The organism is Streptomyces sp. TG1A-8 (genome assembly GCF_030499535.1).
Lineage (GTDB): Bacteria > Actinomycetota > Actinomycetes > Streptomycetales > Streptomycetaceae > Streptomyces.
In genome coordinates, this window is sequence record NZ_JASTLB010000001.1 from 5,237,266 (window position 1) to 5,250,555 (window position 13,290).

General features: G+C 72.6%; 10 protein-coding genes. 5 read left to right on the forward strand and 5 right to left on the reverse strand.

Going from position 1 to position 13,290, the window contains the following annotated elements; translation table 11 throughout:
• Positions 1-2: 2 nt before the first annotated feature.
• From QQY24_RS22995 to QQY24_RS23010, 4 genes are all read right to left on the reverse strand, one after another.
• Entirely contained in the window at positions 3-1,673 is a 1,671-nt protein-coding gene (locus tag QQY24_RS22995; protein ID WP_301974600.1) for an alkaline phosphatase, read from the reverse strand.
• A 92-nt stretch (positions 1,674-1,765) separates the two neighbouring features.
• Positions 1,766-2,608 carry a thioredoxin domain-containing protein gene (locus QQY24_RS23000; RefSeq protein WP_301974601.1) on the reverse strand — a complete coding sequence of 281 codons (843 nt, stop codon included), beginning with the start codon at positions 2,606-2,608 and terminating at the stop codon, positions 1,766-1,768.
• 103 nt (positions 2,609-2,711) lie between these two features.
• Positions 2,712-3,395, reverse strand: a complete 684-nt coding sequence (locus tag QQY24_RS23005) for a hypothetical protein (RefSeq protein ID WP_301974602.1) — start codon at positions 3,393-3,395, stop codon at positions 2,712-2,714.
• A 68-nt stretch (positions 3,396-3,463) separates the two neighbouring features.
• Complete coding sequence (locus QQY24_RS23010) at positions 3,464-4,789, reverse strand: DUF2252 domain-containing protein (RefSeq protein ID WP_367658014.1); 1,326 nt, start codon at positions 4,787-4,789, stop codon at positions 3,464-3,466.
• A 224-nt stretch (positions 4,790-5,013) separates the two neighbouring features.
• Between QQY24_RS23010 and dnaE the strand changes: the two genes are divergently transcribed.
• Complete coding sequence (gene dnaE, locus QQY24_RS23015; RefSeq protein WP_301974603.1) at positions 5,014-8,553, forward strand: DNA polymerase III subunit alpha; 3,540 nt, start codon at positions 5,014-5,016, stop codon at positions 8,551-8,553.
• 196 nt (positions 8,554-8,749) lie between these two features.
• Here the strand turns inward: dnaE and QQY24_RS23020 are convergent, their stop codons facing one another.
• Positions 8,750-8,929 carry a hypothetical protein gene (locus tag QQY24_RS23020; protein ID WP_301974604.1) on the reverse strand — a complete coding sequence of 60 codons (180 nt, stop codon included), beginning with the start codon at positions 8,927-8,929 and terminating at the stop codon, positions 8,750-8,752.
• A gap of 236 nt (positions 8,930-9,165) precedes the next feature.
• Between QQY24_RS23020 and QQY24_RS23025 the strand changes: the two genes are divergently transcribed.
• From QQY24_RS23025 to QQY24_RS23040, 4 genes are all read left to right on the forward strand, one after another.
• Positions 9,166-10,395 (forward strand): NYN domain-containing protein, encoded by a 1,230-nt coding sequence (locus QQY24_RS23025; protein WP_301974605.1) that lies wholly within the window; start codon positions 9,166-9,168, stop codon positions 10,393-10,395.
• Between the two features lie 199 nt (positions 10,396-10,594).
• Positions 10,595-11,608 carry an ABC transporter ATP-binding protein gene (locus QQY24_RS23030; protein WP_301974606.1) on the forward strand — a complete coding sequence of 338 codons (1,014 nt, stop codon included), beginning with the start codon at positions 10,595-10,597 and terminating at the stop codon, positions 11,606-11,608.
• A gap of 112 nt (positions 11,609-11,720) precedes the next feature.
• Positions 11,721-12,542: an ABC transporter permease gene (locus tag QQY24_RS23035; protein WP_301974607.1), complete on the forward strand. Its 822-nt coding sequence runs from the start codon at positions 11,721-11,723 to the stop codon at positions 12,540-12,542.
• A 34-nt stretch (positions 12,543-12,576) separates the two neighbouring features.
• A complete protein-coding gene (locus tag QQY24_RS23040) occupies positions 12,577-13,230 on the forward strand; it encodes an AAA family ATPase (RefSeq protein WP_301974608.1) in 654 nt (217 codons plus the stop codon).
• The last annotated feature ends 60 nt before the right edge of the window (positions 13,231-13,290 follow it).

A 13,290-nucleotide genomic window follows, 5' to 3' on the forward strand; every position in this document is an offset into this window, starting at 1 on the left:
GGCTACACCGGGTCGTAGGCCCGCTCGACCCGCTGCGTGCCGCTGCGCGTGCGGTACGAGCGCACCCAGGTGGAGGTGGCGTCCGCGTCGGTGCGGTCGGACAGGACGTAGTAGTCCATCTGCGCCCGGTCGGCGGTGACGTCCAGCACGCCGTAGCCGTGGCGGTCGGTGTCCACCCAGTGGACGTGCCGGTTGGCGGCCCTGATGACCGGCGAGGCGATCGCGGAGACGCTGCCCTCGGGCGCGTTCACGGCGTCGTCGAGGTTGTCGGAGGTGATCGAGGTGACCACGAACTCGGTGGCCGCGGACGCCGACAGCGGGTAGGTGCCCGCGTCCACCGGCACGTCGTTGGCCCACGCCATGTGGATGTCACCGGTGAGGAAGACGGTGTTGCCGATGGCGTTCGCGCGCAGGTGGCCCAGCAGTTCGCGCCGGTCGTCGGTGTAGCCGTCCCACTGGTCGGTGTTGACGGCCAGGCCCTCCTGCGGCAGCCCGAGCAGCTTGGCGAGCGGCTTGAGCAGGTCGGCGGAGAGGGAGCCCACGGCGAACGGCGAGATCATCACCGAGTTGCCGACCAGTCGCCACGTGGTGTCGGAGGACTTCAGGCCCGCCTTCAGCCAGTCGAGCTGTGCCCGGCCGGTGAGGGTGCGGTCCGGGTCGTCGACCGAGCCGCCGGCCGCGGACGCCTGCTGCGAGCGGAAGGAGCGCAGGTCCAGCAGGGACAGGTCGGCCAGTTTGCCGAAGCGCAGCCGGCGGTAGGTGGTGCCGGCGACCGCGGGGCGCACCGGCATCCACTCGAAGTAGGCCTGCTTGGCCGCGGCCTGACGGGCCGTCCAGGTGCCCTCGGCGCCCTCGGTGTGGTTGACCGCGCCGCCGGACCAGGCGTTGTCGGCGAACTCGTGGTCGTCCCAGATCGCGATGACGGGCGCCCCCAGGTGCAGCGCCTGCAGGTCGGGGTCGGTCTTGCAGGTGGCGTGCCGGAGCCGGTAGTCGGCGAGGGTGAGGATCTCGTTCGCCGGCGCGTGCGGGCGCACGACCTCGCCCCGGGCCGCGTACCCGCCGGATTCGTACTCGTAGACGTAGTCGCCGAGGTGCAGCCAGGCGTCCAGGTCGCCGCGGGCCGCGAGGTGGCGGTAGGCGGAGAAGTGGCCGGCCTCCCAGTTGGCGCAGGAGACCACGCCGAGGCGCAGACCGGGCACGGCCGCGTCCGCCGCCGGCGCGGTGCGGGTGCGCGCCGCCGGGGAGACGGTGCCGCCGGCCGAGAAGCGGAACCAGTAGTCGGTGGCCGGCTCCAGGCCGCGGATGTCGGCCTTCACGGTGTGGTCGGAGGCGGCCGTGGCGGTGGTGGAGCCCCCGGCGACGACGCTGGTGAACGCCTTGTCCCGGGCGACGACCCAGCGCACCTCGGTGTCCGGGCCCACCCCGGAGCCGGGCGTCGCCTCCGGAACGGGGGTCACCCGGGTCCACAGCAGGACGCCGTCGGGCAGTGGGTCGCCGGAGGCGACGCCGTGCAGGAAGGCGGGGGCGTCCGTGGCCGCGCGCGCCGGGCGGGCGGCGGCGAGCGGGCCCGCGACGAAGGCCGTGCCCGCGGTCGCCGCCGCGGCCTTGACGACCGTGCGGCGGCGGGGCGCGGCGGAGTGGGCGTCCTCGGTTGCTCTGTATCGGTTGGTCACGACCGATCAGGCTACTGATCGGTATGCGCAGGAGCGGGTGAACCCGCGAAGTTCGCCCGCCCTTCACGCGGTGATCCGGTCCTGACGGGAGGTCAGGCCTTCAGGGCCGCGTCCACCACCTTGGTGAAGTCGGCCACCGTCATGGGCGGGTTGCCCTGGCTGTCGGTGGTGAGCATCTTGCCGTTCATCACGAAGCTCGGGGTGCCGGTCACGCCGTCCTTGTTGGTGTCGAAGGTCTTCGACATGGCCAGCGCCCAGGCGTCGTACGTGCCGTTCTTCACGGCCTTCCGGAACGCGGCGTTGCCCTTCAGCGCGGGAACGGTGTCGGCGACCTTGATGAGGTAGGCGTCGCTCTTGAACTTGTCGTCCGTCTCCTCGGGGTGGTACTTCGCTGAGTACAGCGCCGTCTTGTACTCCAGGAAGGCCTCCGTGCCGACGTTCAGCGCGGCGCCCATGGCGCTCATCGCGTTCTTGGAGCCCTCGCCGTTGCTGCCGATCTTCCCCTTGCCCAGCGAGTCGCCGTCGATGAACGTGCCGCCGATGTACTGGATCTTGAACTTGCCGTCGTCGATGTCCTTCTTCACGGTCGGGCCGACCGTCTGCTCGAACTGGGCGCAGATCGGGCAGCGCGGGTCCTCGTAGACCTTGAGGGTCTTCTTCGCGGTGTCCTTGCCGAGGACGACGGTGGTGCCGTCCGTGCCGGTCGTGTGGGCGGGGGCGACCACCCGGGCGTCCTTCAGGCCCTCCCAGTAGCCGGGCTTGTTGGCCTGGACGACGGCGTAGCCTATGCCGCCGGCCGCGGCCAGCACGGCCACGACCGAGGCGGCCACCACGACCTGCCGCCTGGCCTTGGTGCGCCGGGCCTGCCGCTCGCGCTCCTCGCGCAGCCGCTCCCGGGCCGCCGTCTTCGCCACCTGGCTGTTCCGCTTGCTCATGTCGGTGATCCTCCTGTGGGACGCGCACGCGTCGTGCGCGGGATACGTCTGGGGACGGGTCGTGCTCGCGAGCCGTCGCCCGGGCGGGGGCGGATGCCGTCGCTCAGGCGAGGGCGGCCGAGCACGGCGGTCCGCGCCGTCCCAGGGAGTGCACGAGGAGCCGGTCCGCACCGGTGGCGGTGCGCGGGGCGGGGCGCGGCAGCGGGCGCGCGGGGCGGCGCCGCGCGGTGCCCGCGGACACCGCCAGCAGCAGGGGCCGGAAGGTGGACGCGGCCACCGCGCGCAGCAGCTGGACCAGCGCCCGCTCGCCCCGGCGCAGCCAGGCGGCGGCCAGCAGGCCCACGCCGACGTGCGAGGCCAGCAGCAGCCAGGCGGCGGCCGGGCCGGCGTGCGCGAGCAGGGGCCCGGCGCCGTGGCCCGGGGGGCCGGTCACCTGGACGAGCCGGGTACCCACCGTGCCCTCGCAGAGCACGTCCAGGCCCACCGCGCGCAACGGGCCGGCCACCGGGCCGCCGGCCCGGCCGTAGCAGGCGTGCTGACCGGTGGTGAACACCGTGTCCACGGCCAGCTCCAGCGGGACCAGCAGGGCCGCGATCCGGCCGAAGCCGCGCTCGCGGCCCGCCAGCGCGTACGCCGTGGCGAACACCCCGGCCGCGACCGGGGCCACCGCGGCCACCGGCAGCGGGGTCCGGGACAGCAGGACGTGCGACGCGGTGCCGAGCGTCACGACGAAGGCCGTGAACAGCGCCGCGCGCACGGCCCTGAGCTGGTTCCCGGATATGTTCATGGCGGTAGGAGAGTCTGTCACGTACGCGGTTAAGGGACCCCTAAAGAGTGCCTGTGAGTGCGCGAGAGTTACAGCCCCGGGATCCGGCCGTTGCGGAACAGGTCGAGGAAGATCTGGTGGTCGGCGCGCGCGCGTGCGCCGTAGCGGTGCGCGAAGTCCACCAGGAGGGGCGCGAAGCCCTCCTCGTCGGCGGCGAGCGCCGCGTCGATGGCCCGCTCGGTGGAGAACGGCACCAGGGACTCCCCGGACTGGTCGTCCGCGGCGGCGTGCATCGTCGCCGTGGCCCGGCCCAGGTCGGCGACGACGGCCGCGATCTCCTCCGGGTCGTCGATGTCGCCCCAGTCCAGGTCGACGGCGTACGGCGAGATCTCGGCGACCAGCTGGCCCGCGCCGTCCAGCTCGGTCCAGCCCAACCACGGGTCGGCGTGCGCCTGCAGGGCGCGCTGGGAGATCACCGTGCGGTGGCCCTCGTGCTGGAAGTAGCCGGCGATCGCCGGGTCGGTGATGTGCCGGGAGACGGCCGGGGTCTGGGCCTGCTTGACGTAGATCACGACGTCGTTCTCCAGGGCGTCGCTGTGGCCCTCCAGGAGGATGTTGTACGACGGCAGGCCCGCCGAGCCGATGCCGATGCCGCGCCGGCCGACGACGTCCTTGACCCGGTAGGAGTCCGGGCGGGCCAGGGAGGTCTCCGGCAGCGTCTCCAGATAGCCGTCGAAGGCGGCCAGCACCTTGTAGCGGGTGGCCGCGTCCAGCTCGACGGAGCCGCCGTCCGGCGCGAAGCGGCGCTCGAAGTCGCGGATCTCGGTCATCGAGTCCAGCAGTCCGAAGCGGGTGAGCGAGCGGGCGTCGCGCAGCGCGTCCAGCAGCGGCCCCCGCGCGGTGTCCAGGGTGAACGGCGGCACCTCCTCGCTCTTGGCGCCCGTGGCCAGCGCGTGGACGCGCTCGCGGTAGGCGGCCGCGTAGACCGTCACCAGCTCGGTGATCTGCTCGTCGCTGAGCGCCTTGGCGTACCCGATGAGGGCGACGGAGGCCGAGAAGCGCTTCAGGTCCCAGGTGAAGGGGCCGACGTAGGCCTCGTCGAAGTCGTTGACGTTGAAGACCAGGCGGCCGTTGGAGTCCATGTAGGTGCCGAAGTTCTCCGCGTGCAGGTCGCCGTGGATCCACACGCGCGAGGTGCGGTCGTCCAGGTACGGGCCGCCGCGCTTCTCGGCGTCGAGGTCGTGGTAGAAGAGGCACGCCGTGCCCCGGTAGAACGCGAAGGCCGAGGCCGCCATCTTCCGGAACTTCACGCGGAACGCGGCCGGGTCGGCGGCCAGGAGCCGGCCGAAGGCGGTGTCGAAGACGGCGAGGATCTCCTCGCCGCGCTGCTCGTCGTCGAGCTGGGGGACCGGCATCGCGGGTGCCTCCTGGTGCAGGGGTGGTGGTGCGGGAACGTGCTGGGCCGGGTACGACGGCGCTCGCGCCCTCTCCAACGGGCGACGCCACGCCGGAGTGCCCGGTTCCCGCACGACGGTACGCGGGACGGTCCTCCGGGTGCCGGCGGCGGGGCATAGACTTCGAGGCACCCCCCACACCGCCCGCCAGCCCCTCGCCGAGTGTTCCCGTTGGAGGCCACACCGTGTCGAAGCCGCCCTTCACGCACCTGCACGTCCACACCCAGTACTCGCTGCTGGACGGTGCCGCGCGGCTCAAGGACATGTTCAACGCCTGCAACGAGATGGGCATGACGCACATCGCCATGTCCGACCACGGCAACCTCCACGGGGCGTACGACTTCTTCCACTCCGCGAAGAAGGCCGGAATCACCCCGATCATCGGGATCGAGGCGTACGTCGCCCCCGAGTCCCGGCGCAACAAGCGCAAGATCCTCTGGGGCCAGCCGCACCAGAAGCGCGACGACATCTCCGGTTCCGGCGGCTACACCCACAAGACGATGTGGGCCGTGAACCGGACCGGCCTGCACAACCTCTTCCGCCTGTCCTCCGACGCCTACGCCGAGGGCTGGCTGCAGAAGTGGCCCCGCATGGACAAGGAGACCATCGCCCAGTGGTCCGAGGGCATCGTCGCCTCCACCGGCTGCCCCTCCGGCGAGGTGCAGACCCGGCTGCGCCTCGGCCACTTCGACGAGGCCCTGAAGGCCGCCGCCGACTACCAGGACATCTTCGGCAAGGACAAGTACTTCCTGGAGCTGATGGACCACGGCATCGAGATCGAGCGCCGGGTCCGCGACGGCCTGCTGGAGATCGGCAGGAAGCTCGGCATCCCCCCGCTGGTCACCAACGACTCGCACTACACGTACGCGCACGAGGCGGGCGCCCACGACGCCCTGCTGTGCATCCAGACCGGCAAGAACCTCTCCGACCCCGACCGCTTCAAGTTCGACGGCACCGGCTACTACCTGAAGTCCACCGACGAGATGTACGCCATCGACTCCTCGGACGCCTGGCAGGAGGGCTGCGCCAACACGCTCCTCGTCGCCGAGATGGTCGACACCACCGGCATGTTCGAGAAGCGCGACCTCATGCCCAGGTTCGACATCCCCGAGGGCTACACCGAGGTCACCTGGTTCCAGGAGGAGGTCCGCCGCGGCATGGAGCGCCGCTACCCGGACGGCATCCCCGAGGACCGCCAGAAGCAGGCCGAGTACGAGATGGACGTCATCATCCAGATGGGGTTCCCCGGGTACTTCCTCGTCGTCGCCGACTTCATCATGTGGGCCAAGCGCCAGGGCATCGCCGTCGGCCCCGGCCGGGGGTCCGCGGCCGGCTCGATCGTCGCCTACGCCCTCGGCATCACCGACCTGGACCCGATCCCGCACGGCCTGATCTTCGAGCGGTTCCTCAATCCCGAGCGCATCTCCATGCCCGACGTCGACATCGACTTCGACGAGCGCCGGCGCGTCGAGGTGATCCGTTACGTGACCGAGAAGTACGGCGCCGACAAGGTCGCCATGATCGGCACCTACGGCACCATCAAGGCCAAGAACGCGATCAAGGACTCCGCGCGCGTGCTGGGCTACCCGTACGCGATGGGCGACCGCATCACCAAGGCCATGCCCGCCGACGTCCTCGGCAAGGGCATCCCGCTGTCCGGCATCACCGACCCCGACCACCCCCGCTACTCGGAGGCGGGCGAGGTCCGGGCGATGTACGAGAACGAGCCGGACGTGAAGAAGGTCATCGACACCGCGCGCGGCGTGGAGGGCCTGGTCCGGCAGATGGGCGTGCACGCGGCGGGCGTGATCATGTCCAGCGAGACCATCACCGAGCACGTCCCGGTCTGGGTGAGGCACACCGACGGCGTGACCATCACCCAGTGGGACTATCCGAGCTGCGAGTCGCTCGGCCTGCTGAAGATGGACTTCCTGGGCCTGCGCAACCTCACGATCATGGACGACGCGGTCAAGATGGTGAAGGCCAACAAGGGCCTCGACATCGACCTGCTGTCCCTGCCGCTGGACGACCCCACGACCTTCGACCTGCTCCAGCGCGGCGACACCCTCGGCGTCTTCCAGTTCGACGGCGGCCCCATGCGCTCGCTGCTGCGCCTGATGAAGCCCGACAACTTCGAGGACATCTCCGCCGTGTCGGCCCTGTACCGGCCGGGCCCGATGGGTATGAACTCCCACACGAACTACGCCCTGCGCAAGAACGGGCAGCAGGAGATCACGCCGATCCACCCCGAGCTGGAGGAGCCGCTCAGGGAGGTCCTGGACGTCACCCACGGCCTGATCGTCTACCAGGAGCAGGTGCAGAAGGCCGCCCAGATCATCGCCGGCTACTCGCTCGGCGAGGCCGACATCCTCCGCCGCGTGATGGGCAAGAAGAAGCCCGAGGAACTGGCGAAGAACTTCACCATCTTCCAGGCCGGCGCCCGCAAGAACGGCTACAGCGACGAGGCCATCCAGGCGCTGTGGGACGTCCTGGTCCCGTTCGCCGGCTACGCCTTCAACAAGGCGCACTCCGCCGCGTACGGCCTGGTGTCGTACTGGACCGCCTACCTCAAGGCGAACCACCCCGCCGAGTACATGGCCGCCCTGCTGACCTCCGTCAAGGACGACAAGGACAAGTCGGCCGTCTACCTCAACGAGTGCCGCCGCATGGGCATCCGGGTGCTGCCGCCGAACGTCAACGAGTCCGAGGCGAACTTCGCCGCCCAGGGCGACGACGTGATCCTCTTCGGCCTCTCCGCCGTCCGCAACGTCGGCACCAACGTCGTCGAGTCGATCATCAAGTGCCGCAAGGCCAAGGGGAAGTACCTCTCCTTCCCCGACTACCTCGACAAGGTCGACGCGGTGGTCTGCAACAAGCGCACCACCGAATCACTGATCAAGGCGGGCGCCTTCGACACCATGGGGCACACCCGCAAGGGGCTCACGGCGCAGTACGAGCCGATGATCGACAACGTGGTCGCGGTCAAGCGCAAGGAGGCCGAGGGCCAGTTCGACCTCTTCGGCGGCATGGGCGAGGAGACCGGCAGCGAGCCCGGCTTCGGGCTCGACGTCGAGTTCACCGCCGAGGAGTGGGAGAAGACCTACCTGCTCGCCCAGGAGCGGGAGATGCTCGGCCTGTACGTCTCCGACCACCCCCTCTTCGGCCTGGAGCACGTGCTGTCCGACAAGGCCGACGCGGGCATCGCCCAGCTCACCGGCGGCGAGCACGCCGACGGCGCGGTCGTCACCATCGGCGGCATCATCTCGGGTCTGCAGCGCAAGATGACCAAGCAGGGCAACGCCTGGGCCATCGCCACCGTCGAGGACCTCGCCGGCTCCATCGAGTGCATGTTCTTCCCGGCGACCTACCAGCTGGTGTCCACCCAACTGGTCGAGGACGCCGTGGTGTTCGTCAAGGGCCGCCTCGACAAGCGCGAGGACGTCCCCCGGCTCGTCGCCATGGAGCTGATGGTCCCGGACCTGTCCAACGCGGGCGCCAACGCCCCCGTGGTCCTCACCATCCCCGCGGTGAAGGTGACTCCGCCCATGGTCAGCCGCCTCGGCGAGATCCTCAGCCACCACCGGGGCGACAGCGAGGTGCGGATCAAGCTCCAGGGCCCGCGCAGGACGACCGTGCTGCGCCTGGACCGGCACCGGGTCAAGCCGGACCCGGCGCTCTTCGGCGACCTGAAGGTGCTGCTCGGCCCGTCCTGCCTGGCCGGCTGAGCCGGACGCCGCCGGTCGTCCGTGCGGCACCGGCGCCGAGGGGCGCACCCGCGACCGGGTGCGCCCCTCCTGTGCGGTCGGACCGCGACCGCCCGCCGGGGTCCTTCGTCCGGATCGGGCCGGATCAGGCGGGACCGGGCCGGACCGGGGCGCGGTGCCGGGGCCCGCGAGCCCGGCAAGGTCCCGGGGAGAGGCCCTAGTTGTGGCCGAAGCGCTTGTGCCGCTTGCGGGCACCGTCCGCGGGGCCGCCCGGGACGCCCGCCACCGGTGACTCCTGTTCCTCCGGCGACGGGCGCTGCGCGCGCTCCGGCACCTGCTCGCTGCGCGCGGTGCGGTTCTTCGGGCCCGCCTGCTTGCGGTTCTTGTTCTTGGCCATGGTGATCTGCCTCCTGAGGGGGATCTAGGGGCCAGGGCCGGGACCAGGTTCACACACGCCGACATCGGACGCATGTCGGGCAATTACCGTCCGTGACAGGGGAGGTGGCCGGACAAGGGGCGCAAACGCCACGCCGAAGATCGAGTTCGGGCCGTTAACCTCCGCGCGGTCGGGCAGACTCGAAGCGAGTCCGAAGCACGTCCGAAGCAAAGCCTCCCGGGAAGAGGGTGAGTCGCGTGGACCGCTGCATCGTCCTGGTGGACGCCGGGTATCTGCTGGGAGCCGCCGCCAGCCTCCTCGCCGGCGAGCCCTCGCGGTCCCGGATCACCGTCGACCACACCGCCCTGGTCCAGGGCCTGCGTGACCGCGCCGAGTCGGAGACCGGGCACCCGCTGCTGCGCATCTACTGGTTCGACGGCGCCCCCGACCGCGTCCCCCAGCCGGAACACCGGCGGCTGCGCGTGATGCCCCGGGTGACCGTCCGGCTGGGCGCCCTGACCCGCAGCGACGGGCGCTGGGCGCAGAAGGGCGTGGACGCCGCCATGCACGCCGAGCTGACCGAGCTGGCCCGCAACCGCGCCTGTTCCGACATCGTCCTGGTCACCGGCGACGGTGACCTGCTGCCCGGGATGATGGCCGCCAAGGAACACGGCGTCGCCGTACACCTGTGGGCCGTCCAGGCCGCCGACGGCGACTACAACCAGTCCGAGGACCTGGTCGCCGAGGCGGACGAGCGGCGGGTGCTGGACCGGGCCTGGATCACGCAGGCGGTCCGCGCCAAGGAGCTGACCGGCGTGTGCGCCCCGGCGCCCGTGCCCCGCCCCGAGATCGCCGCCATCCTCTCCGCGCCGCTGCCCGAGTCCGCGCTCGGCGGCACGGCCGAGCGGGCCGCCGAGGAGGCCGCCCGCCCCCCGGCGGTCACGGGCGCGCAGAACGGCGCGCAGGAGCGGGTGCCCGCCCCCAAGGGCGTCCCCACCCCCAAGGACCTGGCCGCGCTGCGCGCGCCCGGCGCGCACGCCGTGCACGCCGTGCAGCACCCGGCGACCGCGACCCTCAGGTGGTCCTCCGACAAGGGGTGGGTCGACCGGCCCGGAGCGGTCCCGGAACCGCCCGAGGCGGCCGCCATGCCGACCCTGGCCCAGCTGACCACCGCCGAGCAGCGGTGGGCCGACCGGGAGGAGGACATCACCACCGTCGGCGGCGATCCGTACGAGGTGGGGCAGGTCTTCGCCCGCCGCTGGATGTCCCGGCTCGGCGACCCGGGCCACCTGCAGCGGCTGTCCGCGATGTACCCGCGCATCCCGCACCGCATCGACGGCGAGCTGCTGCGGTACGCCGCCCGCTTCGGGCTGCTCGCGCACAAGGACGACCAGATCGACGAGCACGACCGTTACGCCATCCGGGCGGGTTTCTGGCGCGAGATCGACGTACCGGCCGCTTCGGAGCAGGGTCCTTCCGGGGAGTGACCGGGGCCGGGCGGTCGCCCGGGATGAGCGGCCGGCCGGACGGCCGGGGCGGGTCCGGCGCGGCCGGTCCGTGGCGCCGCGGCCGGTCGCCGGGGCGGCGGGGCCCGGAAGCCGCGGGCGGGCGGGGCGCCGGCGGGGGCGGGGCGATGTGCGGCCCCAAAGACGGGTAAAGGCGTTCGACCCCGTACCCTCGTCCTTTGTGAGCACGCGCGCGGCACAGGCACTTCGGCAGGACGAGGTCGTCCGTGTGCGCGGGCTCGGCAAGACCTACCCGCCCGTGAAGGGGCGGCGCGGCGCACCCGGCACCCCCGAGGTGCGGGCCACCGACGGGGTGGAGCTGGAGGTGCGGCGCGGGGAGGTCTTCGGCCTGCTCGGACCGAACGGCGCCGGCAAGTCCACCCTCGTCCGCCAGCTGACCGGACTGCTGCGGCCCGACACCGGCGGCGTGGAGATCCTCGGCCACGACATCGTGCGCCACCCCGAGCGGGCCGCGCGGCTCCTCGCCTACCTCGGCCAGGAGTCCACCGCCCTGGACGAGCTGACCGTCTCCCTCGCCGCCGAGACCACCGGACGCCTGCGCGGCCTGGACGTACGGCGGGCCCGGGCCGAGCGGGACGCCGTCCTCGACGAACTGGGGCTCGCCCCGATCGCCGGACGGGCGCTGAAGAAGCTGTCCGGCGGGCAGCGGCGGCTCGCCTGCTTCGCCGCCGCCCTGGTCGGCGAGCGCCCGCTGCTCGTGCTGGACGAGCCGACCACCGGCATGGACCCGGTGGCCCGGCGCGCCGTGTGGGCGGCCGTGGACCGGCGCCGCGCCGAGCGCGGCACGACCGTGCTGCTGGTCACCCACAACGTCATCGAGGCCGAGACCGTACTCGACCGGGTCGCGGTCCTGGACCAGGGCCGGGTCATCGCCTGCGACACCCCGGCCGGCCTCAAGGAACAGGTCGCCGGCGAGGTGCGGGTGGAACTGGTGTGGCGGGACCGGCCGCCGCTGGAGGTGCCCGAGGTCGCCGTGCTGCGCGGGCGCGCGGTGGAGTCCGGCCGGCGCTGGACGCTCCGCCTCGCGCCCGAGGAGGCCCGGGCCGCGGTCGCCACCGTCACCGGCGGCGCCGCCTTCGCCGCCCTGGACGACTTCACGCTCGCCACGCCCAGCCTGGAGGACGTCTACCTGGCGCTGGGCGGCGCGGCACGGCAGGGTCTGGTGAGGGCGTGAACGCACCGGGCACCGGATGCGCACGGCCCCGGGAGCGGTCCCGGAGGGGCATCCCGTCGTGGTCCCTGCGGGACGGCGGGGCGACCGTCGTCGGGAAGAGGAGCAACTCGTCGTGAGTGTCGTACCCGCCGAGGTCCTGCCGGGCGGTGCCCGGCCGGTGCCGGAGACGGCCCGCGGCGCGGCCGAACTCGGTCCGTCCGCGCGGCTGTGGCCGTCGCTGGCGGCCGTCTACCGCGCCCAGCTCTCCCGCGCCCGGGTGGCGCGGATCCCGCTGCTGTTCGTGGCGACCTTCCAGTCCGTCGGCATCACCGTGATGATGCGGGGCGTCGTCGACAGCGGCAGCGAGGCCCGGTCCGTGGTGGCCGGCTCCTCGGTGCTGGTCGTCGCGTACGTCGCGCTGAACCTGCTGTCGCAGTACTTCGGGCAGCTCCGGGCCAGCGGCGGGCTCGACCACTACGCCACGCTGCCGGTGCCGCCGGCGGCGGTGGTGCTGGGCGCGGCCGGGGCGTACGCCTCCTTCACCGTGCCCGGGACGCTGGTGACCGCCGTCTTCGGGTGCGCCCTGTTCGGGCTGCCGCTGACCAACCTGTGGGTCCTGCTGGCCGTGATTCCGCTCGCCGGGGGCGCGCTGGCCGGGCTCGGTGCCGCCTGCGGGCTGCTCGCGCCGCGGCCCGAACTGGCCACGCTCCTGGGGCAACTGGGCATGTCGGCCGCGCTGCTGCTCGGTGTGCTGCCGGCCGACCGGATGCCGCAGGCCGTACGGCTGGCACGGGACCTGCTGCCGTCGACGTACGGCGTGGAGGCGTACGCGCGGACCTTCGGGGCGCACCCGGACTGGACCGTCGTCCTCGCTGACCTGGGCGTGTGCGCGGGTGTCGGGGTGCTCTCGCTGGCCGTGGCCGCCCGGGCGTACCGCCGGGCCGCCGTCCGGTGACGCGGCGCGCGGTACGACCTGGCACGATGTCAGGGTGACCGCACCGCTGAACCCACCGCCACCGCCGCACGACGACTCCCCGCACCAGGTCTGGCAGCCCGCCCCCGTCGGGGCGCCGGGCGCGGGCGCGTACGAACAGGACGGCCCAGGGATGAAGACGGAAGCGCGCGAGGCCGCCGTGATCACGGTCGCGCTGGTGCTCGGCGGGGTGCTGCTCGGGCTGGTGTGGTGGTGGCTGGCGCCGCACATACCGCTGGTCGGGAACCAGTCGGGCAAGAGCTGGGTCGTGTACCTGAAGGACAGCGAGGGCGAGCAGGCGGTCGGGGTCGACGGAACGTTCACTCTGCTGGGGCTCGGCTTCGGACTGGTCAGCGCGGTCGCGGTGTTCCTGCTGCGGCGGCGCGGGGGCGTGCCGCTGGTCGTGGCGCTGGGCGTCGGCGGCCTGCTCGGATCGCTGCTGGCCTGGCGGCTGGGGATGTGGCTGGGGCCCGAGTCCGACGTGATCGCCCACGCCAGGGCGGTGGGGAAGGGGGTCACCTTCCCGGCGCCGTTGAAGCTGGGCACGAAGGGCGCGCTGCTGGCCTGGCCGCTGGGCGGGGTGCTGGTACACCTCGTGCTCACGGCGCTGTTCGGGCCCCGGGACCCCGAGGTGCCGTCGCCGTACGGGACACCCGCGCCGCCGGTGTAGCCGTCGGCCCGCCCCGGGCCGCGCCGGCACCGCCGGCCGGCTCCGGCCGGCCGGCACCGC

What these genes read in the sequence shown, in the direction of transcription:
- QQY24_RS23000 (WP_301974601.1), bottom strand. Translation starts at nt 2,608, where the DNA reads ATGAGCAAGCGGAACAGCCAGGTGGCGAAGACGGCGGCCCGGGAGCGG.
- QQY24_RS23005 (WP_301974602.1), bottom strand. Translation starts at nt 3,395, where the DNA reads ATGAACATATCCGGGAACCAGCTCAGGGCCGTGCGCGCGGCGCTGTTC.
- QQY24_RS23020 (WP_301974604.1), bottom strand. Translation starts at nt 8,929, where the DNA reads ATGGCCAAGAACAAGAACCGCAAGCAGGCGGGCCCGAAGAACCGCACC.
- QQY24_RS23010 (WP_367658014.1), bottom strand. Translation starts at nt 4,789, where the DNA reads ATGCCGGTCCCCCAGCTCGACGACGAGCAGCGCGGCGAGGAGATCCTC.